Source organism: Nocardioides sp. T2.26MG-1 (genome assembly GCF_950101795.1).
GTDB lineage: Bacteria > Actinomycetota > Actinomycetes > Propionibacteriales > Nocardioidaceae > Nocardioides.
This window is the reverse complement of sequence record NZ_CATNLZ010000032.1, coordinates 94,333-111,823: the sequence shown is the minus strand read 5'-3', so window position 1 is coordinate 111,823 and position 17,491 is coordinate 94,333. Positions and strand designations below refer to the sequence as shown.

The following is a 17,491-nucleotide window of genomic DNA, read 5'->3' as shown; positions in this document are numbered from 1 at the left end:
CGTGAGTCACGGGCGGGTCCTCACTCAACGCATCTATGGCTCGCCGGTACAGGTCGGCGAACAACTCGCTGCGCCGTCGAAGCGCCTCCAACAAACGGACCCGTTCCTCATTCCAGAAGGTCTGAGGAACCGATGATTCCGGAGCACCGGACTCATCGGGACTGGCGATAGGGCCGTCGGAACCGCCCGCGCCTCTATCTGGCACGCCCACCCTTTCCCTTCTGCGACGAGTGTGAGTCCACCGAGCGTAAGCGGCCCGCTGGGCGAGACCCGCCGAGTTGACGATTTCGCGACTCGTTTACGTGAGCTCAAGCGGGCTTGGCTCGCGTGACGTCGCCGTTATCCCGGTCGAATCCGCCCCATTTGCGACTCGACCGCGGTCGCTGGCCAGCTGCGCCGGTGATGGACACCCAGCGCTTTATCGCCGCGAATCCGCCCGACCCCGCTTCGGGCCAGCACCGCATCTACAGGGTCAACTTGCCTCCGCGCGTATGGGTCAGGATCTGTAACAACCGGTACGCCGGCTCGCTGGGTGTTCTGGTGTCCTTCGCTGCAAGGTCTACCAGTTCCTGCAGGCGCTGGGTGTACTCGGCGTTGATCACGAAAGTGACCTCAACGCCGCTGGCCGAGCTGAGCTCCACGTGTTCGGTGAACCAGTCTGTCGTCTTCCCCACCGGCACATTCGGCGCCCAGAACTCGACATGGGTCACGTGACTCGGGAAGAGCTTGTGTGCGAAGGCGGCGGCGCGCTCCAGCTTGCTGGCGATCTTGTTCGTCATTTGTCCGAAGTCGGCCCCATAGCCGAGACCCGCGATGTGAGTGGCCACCTCACAGAGCCAGACCTCGGGCACGTCGCCGCCGCGCACGCCGATGACATCGATCTCGCCTTGTGCCTCGGTGCGCTCGTTGTAAAGGACCATGTCGCAGCTCTTCACGTAACGAAGGTAGGCACCGACAAGGCTCTCGCCCATCTCGATCATGAAGCTCCTCGGAAGAGATCGGGTATCTACAGCGCGGCGTCCGCCAGGGACTTTTCATCTTCGTTAACGGTCGCTCCCCGCTATGGTCCGGCCATGGAGGCCATCCCGTTGACCAGTCTGCTCCCCGAGGGCTTCAATCCCAGGCAGTACAAGGTCCACTTCGCCGTCTGGAATCAGGTCAAGTACCCAATTGACGTCTTGGCCAGCAACCAGGAGGAGTGGCAGGGGTGGAACTCGTGGCGAAGTGTGAAGGACGACTTCAATCGCGAGTTCGTCTTCTCGGTGGCTCAGGACAAGCATGACGCGACCCTCTGGCTCTTCGGCGGGATCTGGGAAGTCCTGGAGCGCAGGTCAACGCAGCAGGCCCACTCGTACACGGTGGCGCTTCGTGAGGACCTGATGGGCCCGTTCGTCCGCCGCCTCTGGATCCGCCACAAGAGGTCCGGCCGGAACATGCGCCGGACGATGGAGTCCGTGCTGCCCACGATGACGGTTTCATCGATCCTCCAGGAGCCGTTCGCCGGTGACCCGTTCCCGGGGCACGATCGGATCAACCACAGCCTCGCCGATCTTCAGGCTGTCGTCACTCAAGCGCGGGCCGACTGGCGGATCGCGTTAGAGAGCATGAAGGGCGTCTACGTCATCCATGACAAGGAGACCGGGCTGCGCTATGTCGGTTCGGCGTACGGGGACACCGGGATCTGGCAGCGCTGGGTCACATACGCGGCCACGCTGCACGGCGGCAACGTCGGGCTGAAAGCGCTGCTCGAGGAGAAAGGCGACGAGTACTACCGCACCAACATGCGGTTCGCTCTCCTCGAGTACTGGTCCATGCGTACCGACGACGACCATGTCCTGCAGCGCGAGTCGTACTGGAAGAACGTGCTGCACGCGCGGTCGCTGGGGCACAACAAGAACTGAACGTGCTGGCTGCACCGCTCGCTGCAGACCCAACTCGGCCCTCGATGGCCGATCGTGCGATCCGCGTCCTTTCCGGCGCCTGCGAACCAGCAGCGGCGATCCGCTTGCGTTCCGCTAGTTCGCGTCTCCGAACATCGCGAAGCATCGCGCGCACTGGAATACGTCGTCACGGTCCGGGACGGCCTCGTGAGACTCGTACACATCGCAGTGAGGACACTCCATCAAGGAGTAGACCTTGCCGTTGTCGTCACGGATGAGCGTCATGCTGACGCAGGTTACGTCGCCAACGGCGGTCGAGGCGAGCGAACAGACGACTGGGTCATTCCCGCGATCGACGCCAACCCCTCCACCGCTGCCGTCTGGGCCACTGCGCGATGAATCATCCCTTTGGGTCGCGCAACCCCCCTGCGCCAAAGTCTTTCAACTCTCGGAGGGGCGCGGCCAGATGGGTCCGTGACCTGCACAAACGCGTGACGACGTTCTCCGCCCCTCCTGCGCACTCCCTTGGAGGGCGCTCTCAGGAGGGGCGTGTTTTGGTGCGCAGGCTGAGGACAGTCGAGTGCATGAACCAGTTGCACCAGGCACGAGCCGCGACAGTCCGGTGGAGTCCGCGGCTCCTCAACGACATCGTCAACGCACCGGATCTCGCTACGGCGGCGGAACACCTGGGGGTCAACGGCGTCCCCGTGTTTCCGTGCGTCCCCGGCGGCAAGCGCCCGCTGACCGCCCACGGCTTCCAAGACGCCGCCGCCGAGCGGGACGTCATCGACCTCTGGTGGCGGCGACACCCCGACGCCAACATCGGTGTGCCCACCGGCGCCGCCGGCGGCATCGATGTGGTCGACGTCGATGTTCACCAGACCGGCTCCGGCTACCCCGCCTTCGAGCACGCACGACGGGCCGGTTTCGTCGAAGGCTGGGCCTGGCTGGTCCGCACCCCGTCAGGCGGGCTGCACGCCTACTTCCTCCACCCAAGCGAGCGCGAGCAGCGGTCGTGGCAGGTGCCGGGCAAGCACATCGACTTCCGGGGCGACGGCGGCTACATCATCGTCCCGCCCTCCCGGGTGACCGGGGAGGACGGCGTGACCCGCAGCTACGAGCAGATCGCGGTCGCCTCCCACCCTCCCGGCGCGGTGAACGCCAACGGGCTCCGAGGGTTCCTCGACCCGCCCCGGCCCATGCATCCGCCCGCCGACCTCCCAGCCGTCGGCGCGAGGCCAGACAAGCTCGCCGCCTGGGTCGCAACCCGACCCGAAGGAGGCCGTAACGGTGGCCTGTTCTGGGCGGCCTGCCGGATGGCCGAAGAGGGCCATGACCTGAGCACAACGACGTCACTGCTCGGCGAGGCGGCGTATTCCGCTGGCCTTCCCGAGCGGGAGGCGATCGCGACGATCCGGTCGGCGTACCGGATCGCGACTCGACTCGGGCCGGCGAGCCAGCCGCGCCCTACGAACGCGGTTGAGGCGGTGGGGCTGTGAACACGCCGGACCCCTACGTGCGCCACCTCGACCGCACTCCCCCAGAACCTGCTCCGACCCCGGACGCCGAGAAGGCGGTCGATGCGCTCGCCGTCCACAAGGACCCGTCGGTCCCGAGCTCCGGTGCCAGGCAGGAGACAGACCGATCTCAGCCGAGCGTCGCCTGGGTTCGTCCCAGCGAGATGCCGAATCTGCTCGGCTCGAAGTTCGTACGCCGCGGAATCGACCTCCAGGCCGAGCTGACCCGCCGCGCGCGTCGTACCCCTGGCGCTGCCGTCTCCAAGGCGTCGCGCCGCATCACCCGCACCTCGATCGCTCGACCCGACACCACAAGCCCGAGCATCACCGACCAAGAAGGACTCGGGCTATGACCGCACCGACCTTTGCAACCGCTGAGGGGCTGCGGCTCCTCTTGCTCGACCTCGCGTACGCCGGACGGCGCGCGTGGCAGACCAGCCCGGAAGCCGCCGAGCTGATGACCTACACGATGGACAAGTACGCCGGCCTCGCCCACAAGCACGGCCTCGAACCAAGCGATGCTGCCGTCGCCGCCTTCGAGGTGATGCGGATGCGATCCACTCGCGTCGCCGAGGACCCGTGGGCCGTCGTCACCCACGCCGTCGAGCTCTCGCTGATCTACGACTCCCGCGCCGAGGGACTGCTCTGCTCGACCGGACAGGCGCGCAAGACGGCCGGCCTCAACTACCACGACGCCGAGCGGTTCGCGGATCGCGATTCGGAGATCGCGGACTATCACCCGGCGTTCCACTTCTTCGCCAAGATGGCCGATCCGTACGCCGAGAAGGAGGACAACGCTGACGGCGAGCCGACCAACGCCTTCTTCGCCCTCGACAAGGTCGTGGAGTTCTTCGTAGACCTCGGCTGGCCGCCCACCAGTGCGCGGCTCGGAATGGAGTACATCGCCGCTCGGCTCAGTCGCTGCGGCAAGCCACAGACCGCCTACAAGTCTCTGCTCCGAGAAGGCGACGGCCCAGGATTCCTGGACATCGGGCAAGACGCGTGGATCGACGTGCTCCGCGCCGTGCTTGGTGACCCGCACCCAGACTTCGAGGGCACAACGCGGGGCCTCGGACTCCTCAAGCGCGCAGCCATGGGCTTCGCCGTCACCGAGCTCTTCGACGACCACGGACTCGTCCACATGGTCGAGGCGGCGGCGCCGGACTTCGAGAGCGAGCCAGGTGAGAGCTATGTCTGAACGCGGGCACATCGAGCTCGACCGCTCCGTCAGCACCATCGTCGTCGGCGAACGCCACCGCCGCGACACTGGCGACCTGACCCCACTGATGGACTCGATGAAACGAGTCGGCCTGCTCCAACCCGTCACCATCACACCCGATGGCTACCTGATCTGCGGCTACCGCCGGCTCGAAGCGGCCAAGAATCTCGGCTGGAGCACGTTGCGCGTGTGGGTGCGGTCGGGGATCAGCGACGAGCTGACCCGGCTCCTCGCCGAGCGGGACGAGAACGTCACCCACAAGCCGCTCTCCAACATCGAGGCCGCGCACCTGTACGACGAGATGAAGACCCTCCTCCAGGAGGATGCAGCCCGTCGCCAGAGGGCGTCGCAGTTCGGACACGAGAATGACAAAACTGCAGGTCAACCCGGTGGTTCCGAATCGGAACCACCGGGAGCACCCGGCAGGACGCGACACCAGGCGGCCCTTCTGGTCACGCAGCGGGCATCCCACAACCGGCTCGAGGCGATCCTGGAGATGGAGCGCGTGGCCGCTGACCGTGCCCTCCCAAAGGACGTCCGGCAGGTCGCCGAGGACGAGCTGGCCGCAATCCGCAACGGCGGTCCGGTCGACCCTGGGTACCAGCGCGTGATGGCCGCCAAGCGCATCGCCGCGATGATGGCGCCTGGAGCCGAGGACAAACTCAACGAGGAAGCCGAGAAGGCCCTCCAGCAGGCCAAGGAGGACCGGCGCCGTCGCATCCAGGAGAACAAGCGGCGGCGCGAGGAAGAGGCCGCCAACCGGAAGCGATCGACACGCTCGTTCAACCTCAAGTGGGCCGAGTTGGACGGCTGGTCGAAGAAGTACGACGTCGAGCAGATCGCCCGCGAGATCAAGCCTGATGACTGGGCGCTCTTCCTGCGCGTCATCGACGAGACCAAGGCGTTCGCCGAGGCCGTCACCCTGGCCAAGGAGTCAGGCGGCACACCTGAGTCGTGACCACCCCGACTCACGAAGGCCAGGCTGATGCTCCACGTGACCACCCCTGACGAGCTCCGCCGACGACGCCTGATCGTCGCCGGTGTCGCAACCGCCCTGTTGCTGATCGCGTTCGTGACGTACGCCGTGTTGGTCCGCCAGGCGCACTCACCCAGCGCCACGTCGACCAAGGCGCAGGCGCCGGTTGAGTTGACGGAGGTCCACGAGGTCCCGGCAGTGACCGCACTCCCTGAGCTGCGCCCGACCTCAGACCCCGAGACCTTCGCTCGTCAGGTCGCTGAGGCGATCTTCGCGTGGGACACCTTGACGCTCGTCTCCCGGACCGACCACATCGAGGTACTCATCGAAGTCGCCGACCCGACCGGCGAGTCCACGCCCGGCCTGGTGTCGGACCTCGACAACTACCTGCCGACGCAGGACGCGTGGGTTGAACTGACCAAGTACGAGACCGAGCAATGGCTCACCGTCGACTCGGTCAGAACCCCAACCAAGTGGGCCGAGGCTGAGGCGCAGGCCGGTGACGAGCTGCTTCCCGGCACGACGGCCCTCACGATCCACGGCACGCGCCACCGCTCCGGAATTTGGGAGGGCGAGCCTGTCTCGTCCGAGCACGACGTGGCATTCACCGTCTTCCTCGTCTGCGCGCCGTCGTACCCCGAGTGTCACCTGCTCCGGCTGTCGATGCTCGACAAGCCGCTGGACTGACCGATGGGCAAGGTCGTCACTGGCGGACTGGTCTCGCTTCTTCTCGCCCCGGCCTGCATCCTGCTGGGTCTTGGAGCGCTCTTGAGCCCAGCTGCGCAGGCCGAGAACCAGTGCCTCATCTCGCCGGCATCTACTCCGGTCGACGGCACGACACCCACGCTCCCGGAGACCGCTCGGGTAGTAGTTCCGCTCCCGGCCGGGACGTGGGTCAACACGAGCGGCTTCGGAATGCGGGTCCACCCGATCACCGGCGAATACAAGCTCCACACCGGCGTCGACCTCTCCGCGCCAGCCGGGACACACATCCTCGCCGCCGCCGACGGCCGCGTGGCGTTCGCCGGACCAACCACGGGCTACGGCCACCTCATCCTGATCGAGCACACCGTCGGAGGAAAGCGGGTCGCCACCGGCTACGCCCACATGTACGCCGATGGCATCCATGTCGAAGCCGGCGATACCGTCACCGCTGGGCAGTACATCGCCGACGTCGGCTCCGACGGCTACTCCACCGGCTCACACCTGCACTTCGAGGTCCGACCCGGCGGCACCGGCGCTGCACCAGTCGACCCGGAGCCCTGGATGGCCTCGAACGGCGCGTCGAACGTCGAGGGTGGCTCAGCCACGAGTGACGCGGGATGCACCAACGGTGGTCCGGCGTCGCCGTACCCCGGCGACAGTCCCGACGGCCTTGTCGAAGACCCCACCTCGGAGGGACAGATCACACAGCGGACCGCGCACATCCTCTCCCAGGTCCAGAAGAACTTCCCGGACTCCCACTGGGCCTGCTGGTCGCCACGACCGGGGACGAAGTCGGAGCACCCGCTCGGTCGTGCCTGCGACGGGACCTTCGGCAACTCGATCGGCACCGCAGCAAGCGGCCATGCGCTCGATTTCGGCTGGAAGGTCACCAACTGGCTGAAGGACAACGCCGAGACCCTCGGCGTCGAGTACCTCATCTGGCAGGGGCGAATCTGGTCGGTAGCGCGAGCGTCCGAAGGCTGGCGTCCGTACGACGGCGGCGGAATGCACGACCCGTCCAGCGTGACCGGGGGACACTACGACCACCTGCACTGGACGGCTCGGGCGTAGCACCTGATGACCATGACGATCCCCGCACTTGTACCCCTCGTTGGCCCCGACTTCGGTGCTGTCGGCGGCGCCAGCCAGCTCCGCGCGATCGTTGGCGCACTGCTGACCTACGGGCTGATCGTCGCCGTCCTGATGGTTGTCATCTCCGCGGCGATCTGGGCCGTCGGCTCTGCTCAAGGCAGTTGGCAGACCGCGAGCAGGGCGAAGGTCGGGCTGTTCGTCGCCCTCGGCGGCGCGGTACTCACCGGCGGGGCGCTTGCATGGGCCAACTGGCTCCTCGACGTAGGGGCAACGCTGTGACCGACGAGCAACTCGCCTTCGACATCGCGGGGATGCTCCACGAGGCCCGCCTGGAGGCCGTTCCTGAATGGCACGGAGCGCCGCTGCACTTCACGACGGCGTACTACCCGCCGGCAGAGCTTGACGCCGCCATGGAGCACTGGGTGTTCCTGCACTCACATGACACGACCCACGTCAACAGCCGGATGTGGCGCCACTCGATCACGGTCCCCGACAACGCCCGAGTCGCGGGCCACGGCTTCGCGCTCTACACGACTGACCTGCGTTGCGAGCCGTGGCAGCACGCCGACCGGCACGATTCGTGCCAGTGCGTCGGCGCTCTGATGTACCAGGCGATCTGTGAACCGTGCGAGTGGAACGCGATCACCGACCACGAGAACGTCGCTGTCGAGTTGTGGCACGACCACGCGCTCCCCGGCTGGCGCGAACTCCCGATCGTACCGGCGAGGTTGCGCGCGATGGACAGGGACCAGATGTCCAAAGCCACGAAGAAGTGGATCGCCGAGCACTACCCCGAGTCCATGCAGGTGCCCGGTGCGCCGATGATCACGGAGCGTCGCCCCTTCGGCACGCGGCACGTCCCTGGCCGCTCACCCTGGGGCGGCTACGACATCTCCCATACGGCCATCAACCCGGACCGCATCGTCGAGGGAGCCAAACCGATTCGCCGTACGCCGCACCCACCGCTGGAGCCCACGCGGATCGCGACGTCGCTTGGCATCGGCCTCGGCGACTGAACTAACCGAAGAAGATCGGGTCCTTGCTGTCGCGGATGTGGTCGAGCAGCGACTGGACGTTCTGCGAGGGCCGCTTGTGGTGGTACTCGTGGAACTTCAGGTTCCGATCCCGCCAGTAGATCGCCCACTGGCCGGTGGCGTTCGTGTAGCGGAGTCGAGCGATGGGGAATCGCGTCGGCACCGGGCCACCCATCCAGTCGGGTCGGCGACTTCGACGATGGTCACCTGGGTCGGAGCGACGTCGACCTCGACCCTCGCCTTGTCCCACATATGCTCTGGCCAGATGGAGTCGCACCACTTCCTGATGCGGGCCAGGTCGGTCTCGGGAAGCGCCATTGTCGGCCCTCCTACGCGCCGAGATCTTTGTCGGTTGCCGCGCGTGCTACCAGGACGCTCCCGACGGTGAGGACCGCGGCGCCGGCTCCGTACGCTGCCTTTGTTCCCGCCTCTTTGGCTGCCGCCTTGAGCTGCGTGGGCCTCCCCAAGGCGGTCCGCCACCGAGTGGACGAAACGGTCTCGCGCTCGGCCTCGATACCCAGAGGTCCGTGGAACGCGATGACCGAGTCCCCGACCTGGTTGCTCGACTGCACGATCGCGCTGACGCTGCGCGAGTGGAGCAGGACCTGGACGTCTGCGTCCTTGGCTGCCTTGTCGAGCCGTCCCACTAGCCCGATGGTCGTGTTAGTAATGCGTTCGCGCAGTCCGTCGCGCGACTCTCTCAACGCAAGCCTGTGGCCGTCGAGGTCGGCCGGGGCGACCTCGCTGACAAGGTCGAGTTCGAGCACAGCGGCCTCTTCGTGGAGCTGGAAACACCGAGCAAGGACCGATAGCCAGACGTCCACCTCACTGGCGATCTCTGGTGCGTGCTTCGCTAACTCCCGAACCTTCGCGGCCGATCCTGCCTTCGACGCCAGCGCGTCCAGGGCACGAAGGGCATTCGATTCGATCTCAGCGATGTCCGCAGTGAGATGCTGAACCTTCGACCACGACGGCGCGGAGACATGTCCCGTCTTCTCGCGGATGCTCAACGCTTCGCTGATCGCAAACGAGACGCCGTCCAGCTTCGCCAAGACCCCGTCCCGCTGAGCCCGTCGTACGTCATCGAGCTTCCCGTCGATGGCGGTGAGAAGCTCCGAGATCTCACGGACCTCGTGCTTCCTCTCAAGCTGAGCCATTGCACCTGCGGCGTTCGAGAGGAGGGAAGCAAGTCCGGAGAGAGCCTCCGGGTTAGTGGCGGCGGACGCCATCGGCCCGGTCTCGGTCGCCAGCCACTTGCTGATGTCGCCGGGCTTCCCTGCCATCAACCAACGCACACCCGGCGTCTTTGTGTCCATGAGGCCATGCTGTTTGGCGTCCTCCGCTGACTCCACGGTCAGCTTCACCCATCGGCCCGAGTTGGCGGCTGCCTCTGCGGCTGAGTGGGCCGCTTCGGCGCCGAACGTAAGCACTGGACGAAGCCAACTGAGGTCGAGGCTCGTCGATGCCTCCCACAGGCCCTTTCGGCGGAGGTACTGCTCCACGGCCTGTGAGTCTCCGATTACGGCAAGACCATCTCCGTCGCTTATGACGACGTGCTCGCCGCCTTCAACGGGAACCAGCTCACCGTCATTAGGCTGCTCGTTATCGTCCATGCCGACATTGTTCCGTACACCTCCGAGACTCGTGGCGGCACGGCCCGAACACCTGAGCGAGTGAGCCGTTCACTCACTCAGGAGGAATCGTGATCAATCTCGGACTACCCACCGCCGTCTTGTCGCTGTTGCCGCAAGACATCAACATCGGCCCGAACTCCAACGGACTGCCGGGCATCGGCCAGCTCAAGAACATCGTCGGCGCGACGATGACCGTCGGCCTCATCCTCGCCGTGCTCGCGCTGATCGTTTCGGCGGTTGTCTGGGCACTCGGCGCGAACTCGTCCAACCCGCATTTGGCTGGTCGCGGCAAGTTCGGCGTCCTGGTCGGGCTCGGTGCCGCGATCATCACCGGCGCGTCCGTCGCCCTCGTCAACTTCTTCTGGAACGTCGGCCAGTCCGTCTGACCGGGCAAGCATGAGAGGAAAACGACGATGGTCGACGTCTGCGATGTACCTGTCATCTCACCCGTGTGCGATGTCGCGGGCGACGCGGCTGGAGCGCTGGTGTCAGCGCCCTTCGACTGGCTGGCTCAGGGCATGGGGCACGCTGCGGGCTGGATGTTCGATGCGGTGTGGAAGGTCTTCGACTCAACCACGATGGTCGATGTCACCAGCAGTCAGTACACCAAGGTCTACAACATCCTCTTCGGCATCGCCGTCTTCGTGATGCTCGGCTTCTTCATGCTGCAAGTCATCGGGGGCATGATCCGACGCGAACCAGCCGCACTGTCGCGAGCAGCCCTCGGGCTGGCGAAGTCGATCCTCGGCTCCTTCGTCGCGCTCGCTCTGCTGGCGACGGCCTTGGAGGTCACCGACCAGCTCTGCATCGGCATCGTCAACGCGGCTGGGACCAACATGGAGGAGATGGGCGACCGCGTCGCCCTGCTTACCGCCGGCCTCGTCGGCCTCAACCTCGCGGCGCCCGGCGCGGGTGCGATCCTGACGATCTTCATCGCTGGCCTTGCCATCGGAGCGGCAGGCATCGTGTGGATCAGCCTGCTCGTCCGCAAGGCACTCCTGCTCATCGCGATCGTGTTCGCTCCGATTGCCCTCGCGGGGTCGAGCTGGGACCACACGCGCGGCTGGGTAAGCAAGTGGGCATCGTTCGTGATCGCCCTGATCCTCTCGAAGGTCGTCCTGGTGGTGATCTTCCTGCTCGCCACCGCGCAGGTCTCCGCACCCATCGACAGCGACATCCAGTCGGTCTCCGAACCGATCGCCGGCGTCGTGCTGATGCTGATGGCCGGGTTCGCGCCGTACATGACCTACAAGGCGATCAACTTCATGGGCTTCGACATGTACCACGCGATGTCGTCCGAGCAGGAAGGCAAGTCGGCGCTCAACCGCCCGATGCCGATCCCGATGAACCGTGCTCCGAGTTCGCAGCCGAGCAAGGTGCTCGACGGCGGTGGAAGTGGGGTCCATGGTGGCGGTTCACCCGCGCCGACCGCCGCGCCAACCGGGACAGGTCCGTCGACCGGAGGTGCGGCCGCGGCCTCCTCAGGAGGAGGCCGGGCTGCCGCGGGCGGGGCTGCCGCGGGCGGGGCTGCTGCTGGCGGCGTCGCAGCGGGCGTTGTTGTGGCGAAAGAGGCCGCGAGGGCTGGAGTCCGGACCGGCAAGGCGGTCGGCGGTGCCGCGTCGCAACAGGCAGACGCCGCCCAGAAGACCCCTGTCTCACCCTCGGGCGCACCAATGCCACCCCACGTCGCGGACTCAATGCCCGCCCAGCCCAACGGGAAGAGGGACTGAACGATGAGCAACCCAACGACTGCACACGACTACGCGCTCGCCTCGGTGAAGTTCTCCCGTCTGACACGGCGAGGCGTGCTCCTGGGACTGTCCGGCTCGCAACTCGTCGTGGTCGGGTTCGGAGCGATCATGCTGGTGTTTGCGCTCTACTTCGGCGGCGGACCCTCTCTGATGTACGTCGTCCCCGTGCTGCTGCTCTGCGCATCCCTGGCGTTCATCGGGGTCGGCGGTCGCAAGCTGATCGAGTGGCTCCCCGTGGTCAGCCGCTGGGTCTGGCGGTCCACCGGCGGGCAGTTGTTGTTCCGTCGACACATCGTGAAGCCTCGACCTGCTGGCACTCTGTCGCTTCCGGGCGATGCCGCACGCCTTCGTCAGTGGCTCGACCCCGAGTCCGGCGCGGTCATGGTCCACGACCCCCACACCGCGACGCTGACTGCCATCGTCGGCGTCACCCACCCAGCCTTCATCCTGCTCGACCCGATCGAGCAACAGCGCCGGGTCACGAGCTGGGGCCGAGTCCTCGCCACGGCGTGCCGTTCGGGGCGCATCGCCTCGTTGCAGGTGATGGAGCGGACGCTGCCCGACTCCGGAAAGGGACTCGCAGAGTGGTGGTCCCAGCACGGAACCCACGACACCTCCTGGACCTCGACGACGTACGGCGAACTGATCGACCGCGCCGGACCTGCTGGTGAGCGTCACGCGAGCACGGTGTCGATCTCACTCGACATGAAGGCCGCCGGTCGCGCCATCCGTGCCGCCGGTGGCGGCAACCGAGGAGCGGCTGCCGTGCTCCGGCAAGAGATGTCCACCCTGACGGCGGCACTCCGCGCGGCCGACCTCGCCCCGTCGGGCTGGCTGGCGCCCGGCGACCTCGCAGTCATCCTCCGCTCCGCGTACGACCCCGTGGTGGCCGGGGCCCTAGAGCGTCACGGCGAACTCGGCCGCGACCTCGCCACAGCCGGCCCGGTCGCCGTCACCGAGAACTGGTCGAGCGTACGCAGCGACTCCGCACACCACTGCGTGCTCTGGATCAGCGAATGGCCGCGCTCCCTCGTCTACCCCGGCTTTCTCGCACCCGTGCTGCTCTCCTCGGGCGTGCGACGCACCTTCACGCTCCTGTACACGCCCATGCGCACCGACCAGGCTGCCCGCGACATCCGCAAGAAGAAGACCGAGTACATCTCCGATGCCGCCCAACGTCAGCGGATCGGCCAGATCGAGGACGCCCAGCAGTCCGCCGAATACAACGACGTCCTCCAACAGGAAGCCGACCTGACCGCAGGTCACGGCGTTCTCCGCACCACCGGTCTCATCGCCGTCAGCGCCCAAGACCCCGACGAGCTCGAACGGGCCGTCGCCGACATCGAGCAGGCCGCTATCCAAGCGTTGTGCGAGACCCGTCGGCTCTGGGGACAGCAAGCCCAGGCGTTCTCGTCAGCCGCGCTTCCGCTGTGTAGGTGCGTGTAGCTCGCGCGGCGCTAAGTCGACGCAGGCGCAGTGCGCCGCCGCCCTTTGTCTCGAAGCCCTGCTCGGCGAGCCTGGGGTGTCAGGGGCGCCCGGGCGAGCAATCGCGGCATGAGTACTGGACCTTCTCGTGACGCCAGCACGGCACGGCCTCTCGGACCGTCCTGCCCGTTGTTCGACTTGTACCTGACTTCGGCGCGGCCACCCACGGGGTGATGCCATCAGGGATGGGCATCCGCTTAGCTTCGCGCATGTCGACACGTCGGCGCGGCCCCGTGCCCACGAGGGGAACGCCGTCGTCGGCGAGCTGGTCGAGCGCCCAACCGACCCACTGTGCCCGCGGCCCCGTGATCTGGTCGAGGTCGAGCAGGGTTCCGTCCGTGCGGACGACTCGCCACCACGGGATATCGGTATTGGGGTCGTCAGCTCCGGGACGATGGCCCAGGATCGTCGACACTGTGCGGCTGTGGCTCGACGGCCTGCCGACCAGAAGAGCCAGATCGGCGTACGTGATGACCATCCCCGCCGGGACTGACCGGCACGCGTCGTACACCGCCTCGGCATCGCTGCCCGTGTGGTTGGTGCTCATGCAGCGATCCTCTCACCGGAGACCGATCACCACCTCGGCTTCGAGGTCGCCAGCTCGTGCGCGGGTGTACCAGTTCCACCCCGGCACACCTCCTTCTCGATCAGATCGAGAAGGAGGCCCCGATGCCCACGTTCGAGAACGCGCCGGCTGACGCCGACGAAGTCCAGACAGTCCTGCGTGCTCTGGCACATGCGACCCGGTCCATCGACGACCCGCGCGACATCTACTCGGTGCTCGGGTCCCTCACCTCAGCGGTCGCGTCCCTGAGCCAGTCGCTGCACCAGATCGCAGCGTTCCACGATGGAGGTCAGCGGCAAACGGAGTGGGTGCCGGCGGACTCTCCGAAGGCTCGCTCGGCTGCGTACCGGGTGTCGTGGGATCTCCACCGGGCTGGCGAGATGGTGCGACAGGTTGGCGATGTCATCGCGGACGCGCACGAGGCGGAGGCCACGCTGGCCTACCACCGCGGGTTTCCCGAGCCTCCCCTGTCGCGCTCCTCCACCGACCACGGATTGTCACTATGACGGGCTCGAACGAAGGCCGCCTGCATAGCGCGGTTCTCGTTGCTCCTCAACGGGAGCGTCGTCGTGACCGGCGGGCACGCAAGGCGGCGGCGAAGTCGTTGCTGGCCGAGGACCGCGACTCCCGCAAGACCGTCGCCAGGGCGAAGGCCGAAGAGCTGGCAGCCGAGCGGCGCGCAACCGTCGTGCTGCCCAAGGCCGGCGAACCTGGTCCCGCCGCGCTCCGTACGCCGGGACGCCTACGACTCCCCCGCCATCAGGACACGTCCGCGACGCTGGCGGGGGCGTACCCATTCCTCGCTGAAGGCGGTCTCGGAAGCGATGGCGTCTTCGTCGGCCAGGACCTCTACTCGGGAAGCTCGTTCGTCTACGACCCGTGGGTCCTCTACGCCCGCGGGCTGATCACCGCGCCGAACCTCGTGCTGGCCGGGATTGTCGGCTCTGGCAAGTCCGCACTGGCCAAGAGTCTCTACACCCGCTCGATTCCGTTCGGCCGCCGCGTCTACGTGCCCGGCGACCCGAAAGGTGAGCACACCGCTGTCGCCGAGGCGGTCGGCGGCAAGGCGATCGCACTCGGGCACGGGATGCCCAATCGGCTCAACCCGCTCGACCAGGGCCACCGGCCGGCTGGCCTCGATGACCAGCAGTGGGCGGCACAAGTGACTGCGAGACGACGTGAACTGGTCGGCGCTCTGGCGGAGACCGTGCTCGATCGTAGGCTCACGCCGCTGGAGCACACCGCCATCGACGTCGCCCTCGCTGAGACGGTGCGCTCGTCGGAGGTCCCGGTGTTGCCGATGATCGTCGACCGGTTGCTCGCTCCCGATCCGTCCACCGACTCCGATGGGCGGCTTGCTGAGGACGGCCGGCTCGCCGGTCACGCGCTGCGCCGCCTCGTCGCGGGCGACCTGGCCGGACTCTTCGACGGCCCATCGACCGTGCGGTTCGACCCGACGCTGCCGATGGTCTCCCTCGACCTGTCCCGCGTCACGGAGAACGCCACATTGATCTCGGTGCTGATGACGTGCGCGTCAGCCTGGATGGAGTCCGCACTGCTGGACCCGAACGGTGGCCAACGCTGGGTCGTTTACGACGAGGCGTGGCGGCTCATGTCCCACCCGGCCCTGCTGCGGCGGATGGATGCCCACTGGCGACTGGCACGGCACTACGGCATCGCCAACATGCTGATCTTTCACAAGCTCTCCGACCTCGACAACGTCGGCGACCAAGGCTCGGCCATGCGAGCCCTTGCCTTGTCACTGTTGGCCAACGCTGAGACGCGAGTGGTCTACCGGCAGGAGTCCGACCAGCTCGGCTCCACCGCCGCTGCTCTCGGACTGACTGGCACAGAGCAGTCTCTGCTGCCGACGCTGGGCACCGGGCAAGGGCTATGGCGGATCAAGCACAGGTCGTTCGTCGTTCAGCATCAACTCCATCCCGCCGAGCTGGAACTCTTCGACACGACGTGGCGAATGTCGGTTCAGCGCTAGGTCCGCTTGCCGGTTCCGAAACTCCCGGCAACTCGGTGATCCAGCGCATCGGGTTTCAGCAACGGCTTCGGCTTGTACGGCTTGCCGCTCTGGGCGCACCGTTCGCCCTTCTTGGTCTGATGCACGGCGATCGTCGTGACGCCTTCCAGTCGGGTCATCGCGACGAAGGCGTGGCACTTCGGGCAGTACTCCTGGGTCAACTTCGACTTCGGGCGCTTCTTCTTCCGCTGCCGCGGGTCAGGCACGCCGGGCTCCTTGGCCTTCGCCTTCTTCGTGGGCCGAGGTGGCGCCGTCGGCGTAGGCAGTGGCGACTGCTTCGGTGCGGGGGCCGGATACAACTCACGGATGCGAGCGATCAGGTCTTCCCTGTCGACCTTCCATCCGCGGTCAAGGACTGCGTCGGCGAGGTCGCCGATGGTGATCGAGCCGAACTGACGGCGAACGAGGCGGATGGCTTCGTCGAGGGTCGGCGGCAGGCTCACGTCGAAATCATGGCATCGGGGTCCGACATCGATTGGCGGATCGCCCGAGTCGGTACACCTCTCCTCTGAGACAGGAGGCATCCGATGAGAGCCCAGACCCGAGACCTCACGGCGCGCGAGGAGAAGCTCGAAGCCCTGCAACAGAAGCTCACTGAGTCGGTCGGCGCGCTGGTGACCGGCGATGACTGGAAGCGTGCGCTGGAGTTCGCTGCGAAGTTCCGCTCGCGGTCCTTCAACAACACGATGCTGATCTACGTCCAGCATTACACGGCGTTCCAGCAGGGGCGGGTGCCCGAGCCGATGCCGACGTACGTCGCCGGCTACCGGCAGTGGCTCAGCCTGAACCGCGCCGTGATGACGGGCCAGTCGGGCTACGCGATCCTCGCGCCGGTCACGGCGCGCTTCGCCTCAGCGAATCCCACCGACCCGGACTCATGGCGACGTCTCGCGCGTGGTGAGAAGCCGGCCTTAGGCGAGGCGGTCCGGTCCAAGCTGGTCGGGCTCAAGCCCGCGCACGTTTGGGACATCTCCCAGACCGACGGTGAGCCGATCCCCGAGACGCCGCGTCCGACCTTGCTCCAGGGCCAGGCTCCGGAGGGTCTGTGGGACGGCCTCGCTGACCAGATCACAGCCCACGGGTTCGAGCTGCGTCTCGTCTCGGATGCGAGGTCGATCGGTGGCGCGAACGGGCTGACTGACTACATGACTCGCGAGGTGTCGGTGCGGATGGACATGGACGACGCGGCCCAGGTGAAGACGCTGGCCCACGAGCTCGGGCACGTCATGCTCCACGGACCCGACAACGCTGACGCGGCTATGCACCGTGGCATCGTCGAGGTCGAGGCCGAGTCCGTCGCCCTCATGGTCGGTGCCGCGCATGGGTTGGCGACCGACGACTACACGATCCCGTACGTCGCGTCATGGGCGTCGAGCGTCCCGGGCAAGGCGCCTGTCGAGGTCGTGCAGTCGACTGCCGAGCGTGTGCGGGGTGCAGCGGTCACGATCCTCGACAAGCTCGAGACCCCGCAGGTGGGCGACGGCAACCCGCCTGGACTCGACCGCGAAGCGCTCGCTGCTGGACGTGGGGCGGCTCCGGTGCAGACGGTCGCTCAGCGACACGTGGAGACGATCGGGCTATGAGCATGATCAACGCTGCCG

At 66.8% G+C, this 17,491-nt stretch carries 20 protein-coding genes; 15 read left to right on the top strand and 5 right to left on the bottom strand.

The genetic code is table 11. From position 1 onward, the window contains the following. Positions 1 to 464 precede the first annotated feature (464 nt). The gene (locus QQZ14_RS15570) at positions 465 to 980 is read right to left on the bottom strand and encodes a hypothetical protein (protein WP_284535266.1); all 516 of its coding nucleotides are present in this window, start codon (positions 978 to 980) and stop codon (positions 465 to 467) included. Between the two features lie 93 nt (positions 981 to 1,073). On the opposite strand from QQZ14_RS15570, the gene QQZ14_RS15565 reads away from it, so the two are divergent. The 9 genes from QQZ14_RS15565 (at position 1,074) to QQZ14_RS15525 (ending at position 8,405) form a co-directional block, all read left to right on the top strand. Further along, positions 1,074 to 1,901: a GIY-YIG nuclease family protein gene (locus QQZ14_RS15565; RefSeq protein WP_284535265.1), complete on the top strand. Its 828-nt coding sequence runs from the start codon at positions 1,074 to 1,076 to the stop codon at positions 1,899 to 1,901. 470 nt (positions 1,902 to 2,371) lie between these two features. Further along, complete coding sequence (locus QQZ14_RS15560; RefSeq protein ID WP_284535264.1) at positions 2,372 to 3,379, top strand: bifunctional DNA primase/polymerase; 1,008 nt, start codon at positions 2,372 to 2,374, stop codon at positions 3,377 to 3,379. A gap of 182 nt (positions 3,380 to 3,561) precedes the next feature. After that, positions 3,562 to 3,750, top strand: coding sequence for a hypothetical protein (locus QQZ14_RS15555; RefSeq protein ID WP_284535263.1), 189 nt, complete (start codon positions 3,562 to 3,564; stop codon positions 3,748 to 3,750). After that, entirely contained in the window at positions 3,747 to 4,595 is an 849-nt protein-coding gene (locus tag QQZ14_RS15550) for a hypothetical protein (RefSeq protein WP_284535262.1), read from the top strand. The genes QQZ14_RS15555 and QQZ14_RS15550 overlap by 4 nt, the downstream gene beginning before the upstream one ends. Beyond that, complete coding sequence (locus QQZ14_RS15545; RefSeq protein WP_284535261.1) at positions 4,588 to 5,574, top strand: ParB/RepB/Spo0J family partition protein; 987 nt, start codon at positions 4,588 to 4,590, stop codon at positions 5,572 to 5,574. The genes QQZ14_RS15550 and QQZ14_RS15545 overlap by 8 nt, the downstream gene beginning before the upstream one ends. Before the next feature lie 27 nt (positions 5,575 to 5,601). Next, positions 5,602 to 6,279: a hypothetical protein gene (locus QQZ14_RS15540; protein ID WP_284535260.1), complete on the top strand. Its 678-nt coding sequence runs from the start codon at positions 5,602 to 5,604 to the stop codon at positions 6,277 to 6,279. Positions 6,280 to 6,282: 3 nt separating this feature from the next. Beyond that, a complete protein-coding gene (locus QQZ14_RS15535) occupies positions 6,283 to 7,368 on the top strand; it encodes a M23 family metallopeptidase (RefSeq protein ID WP_284535259.1) in 1,086 nt (361 codons plus the stop codon). Positions 7,369 to 7,374: 6 nt separating this feature from the next. Beyond that, positions 7,375 to 7,668: a DUF6112 family protein gene (locus QQZ14_RS15530; protein WP_284535258.1), complete on the top strand. Its 294-nt coding sequence runs from the start codon at positions 7,375 to 7,377 to the stop codon at positions 7,666 to 7,668. Next, positions 7,665 to 8,405, top strand: a complete 741-nt coding sequence (locus QQZ14_RS15525) for a DUF6349 family protein (RefSeq protein ID WP_284535257.1) — start codon at positions 7,665 to 7,667, stop codon at positions 8,403 to 8,405. The genes QQZ14_RS15530 and QQZ14_RS15525 overlap by 4 nt, the downstream gene beginning before the upstream one ends. A gap of 1 nt (position 8,406) precedes the next feature. Here the strand turns inward: QQZ14_RS15525 and QQZ14_RS15520 are convergent, their stop codons facing one another. Then, entirely contained in the window at positions 8,407 to 8,586 is a 180-nt protein-coding gene (locus QQZ14_RS15520) for a DUF3024 domain-containing protein (RefSeq protein WP_284535256.1), read from the bottom strand. A 166-nt stretch (positions 8,587 to 8,752) separates the two neighbouring features. Next, positions 8,753 to 10,036, bottom strand: a complete 1,284-nt coding sequence (locus tag QQZ14_RS15515; RefSeq protein ID WP_284535255.1) for a hypothetical protein — start codon at positions 10,034 to 10,036, stop codon at positions 8,753 to 8,755. A gap of 89 nt (positions 10,037 to 10,125) precedes the next feature. Between QQZ14_RS15515 and QQZ14_RS15510 the strand changes: the two genes are divergently transcribed. From QQZ14_RS15510 to QQZ14_RS15500, 3 genes are read left to right on the top strand one after another with little or no spacing between them, the layout of a single operon-like run. After that, on the top strand, positions 10,126 to 10,443 hold the full coding sequence (locus QQZ14_RS15510) for a DUF6112 family protein (RefSeq protein WP_284535254.1): 318 nt from the start codon (positions 10,126 to 10,128) through the stop codon (positions 10,441 to 10,443). A 27-nt stretch (positions 10,444 to 10,470) separates the two neighbouring features. Next, positions 10,471 to 11,787, top strand: coding sequence for a conjugal transfer protein TrbL (locus QQZ14_RS15505; protein WP_284535253.1), 1,317 nt, complete (start codon positions 10,471 to 10,473; stop codon positions 11,785 to 11,787). Positions 11,788 to 11,790: 3 nt separating this feature from the next. After that, positions 11,791 to 13,254 carry an SCO6880 family protein gene (locus tag QQZ14_RS15500; protein ID WP_284535252.1) on the top strand — a complete coding sequence of 488 codons (1,464 nt, stop codon included), beginning with the start codon at positions 11,791 to 11,793 and terminating at the stop codon, positions 13,252 to 13,254. A 79-nt stretch (positions 13,255 to 13,333) separates the two neighbouring features. Here the strand turns inward: QQZ14_RS15500 and QQZ14_RS15495 are convergent, their stop codons facing one another. Further along, on the bottom strand, positions 13,334 to 13,840 hold the full coding sequence (locus QQZ14_RS15495; protein WP_284535251.1) for an MGMT family protein: 507 nt from the start codon (positions 13,838 to 13,840) through the stop codon (positions 13,334 to 13,336). Positions 13,841 to 13,962: 122 nt separating this feature from the next. Between QQZ14_RS15495 and QQZ14_RS15490 the strand changes: the two genes are divergently transcribed. Next, complete coding sequence (locus tag QQZ14_RS15490) at positions 13,963 to 14,364, top strand: hypothetical protein (protein ID WP_284535250.1); 402 nt, start codon at positions 13,963 to 13,965, stop codon at positions 14,362 to 14,364. Next, positions 14,361 to 15,851, top strand: a complete 1,491-nt coding sequence (locus tag QQZ14_RS15485; RefSeq protein WP_284535249.1) for an ATP-binding protein — start codon at positions 14,361 to 14,363, stop codon at positions 15,849 to 15,851. Before QQZ14_RS15490 ends, QQZ14_RS15485 begins: the two co-directional genes overlap by 4 nt. On the opposite strand, the gene QQZ14_RS15480 is transcribed toward QQZ14_RS15485, so the two are convergent. After that, entirely contained in the window at positions 15,848 to 16,333 is a 486-nt protein-coding gene (locus tag QQZ14_RS15480; RefSeq protein ID WP_284535248.1) for a hypothetical protein, read from the bottom strand. The two genes, QQZ14_RS15485 and QQZ14_RS15480, sit on opposite strands and share 4 nt — an antisense overlap. A gap of 84 nt (positions 16,334 to 16,417) precedes the next feature. Here QQZ14_RS15480 and QQZ14_RS15475 point away from each other — a divergent pair, with 84 nt between their 5' ends. Beyond that, the gene (locus QQZ14_RS15475; protein WP_284535247.1) at positions 16,418 to 17,473 is read left to right on the top strand and encodes an ImmA/IrrE family metallo-endopeptidase; all 1,056 of its coding nucleotides are present in this window, start codon (positions 16,418 to 16,420) and stop codon (positions 17,471 to 17,473) included. Positions 17,474 to 17,491 lie beyond the last annotated feature (18 nt).

Coding starts and splice junctions, on each gene's coding strand:
- QQZ14_RS15540 (WP_284535260.1), top strand. CDS start 5,602: ATGCTCCACGTGACCACCCCTGACGAGCTCCGCCGACGACGCCTGATC.
- QQZ14_RS15515 (WP_284535255.1), bottom strand. CDS start 10,036: ATGGACGATAACGAGCAGCCTAATGACGGTGAGCTGGTTCCCGTTGAA.
- QQZ14_RS15495 (WP_284535251.1), bottom strand. CDS start 13,840: ATGAGCACCAACCACACGGGCAGCGATGCCGAGGCGGTGTACGACGCG.
- QQZ14_RS15555 (WP_284535263.1), top strand. CDS start 3,562: ATGCCGAATCTGCTCGGCTCGAAGTTCGTACGCCGCGGAATCGACCTC.
- QQZ14_RS15565 (WP_284535265.1), top strand. CDS start 1,074: ATGGAGGCCATCCCGTTGACCAGTCTGCTCCCCGAGGGCTTCAATCCC.
- QQZ14_RS15530 (WP_284535258.1), top strand. CDS start 7,375: ATGACCATGACGATCCCCGCACTTGTACCCCTCGTTGGCCCCGACTTC.
- QQZ14_RS15535 (WP_284535259.1), top strand. CDS start 6,283: ATGGGCAAGGTCGTCACTGGCGGACTGGTCTCGCTTCTTCTCGCCCCG.
- QQZ14_RS15485 (WP_284535249.1), top strand. CDS start 14,361: ATGACGGGCTCGAACGAAGGCCGCCTGCATAGCGCGGTTCTCGTTGCT.
- QQZ14_RS15490 (WP_284535250.1), top strand. CDS start 13,963: ATGCCCACGTTCGAGAACGCGCCGGCTGACGCCGACGAAGTCCAGACA.
- QQZ14_RS15550 (WP_284535262.1), top strand. CDS start 3,747: ATGACCGCACCGACCTTTGCAACCGCTGAGGGGCTGCGGCTCCTCTTG.
- QQZ14_RS15570 (WP_284535266.1), bottom strand. CDS start 980: ATGATCGAGATGGGCGAGAGCCTTGTCGGTGCCTACCTTCGTTACGTG.
- QQZ14_RS15545 (WP_284535261.1), top strand. CDS start 4,588: ATGTCTGAACGCGGGCACATCGAGCTCGACCGCTCCGTCAGCACCATC.
- QQZ14_RS15500 (WP_284535252.1), top strand. CDS start 11,791: ATGAGCAACCCAACGACTGCACACGACTACGCGCTCGCCTCGGTGAAG.
- QQZ14_RS15475 (WP_284535247.1), top strand. CDS start 16,418: ATGAGAGCCCAGACCCGAGACCTCACGGCGCGCGAGGAGAAGCTCGAA.
- QQZ14_RS15505 (WP_284535253.1), top strand. CDS start 10,471: ATGGTCGACGTCTGCGATGTACCTGTCATCTCACCCGTGTGCGATGTC.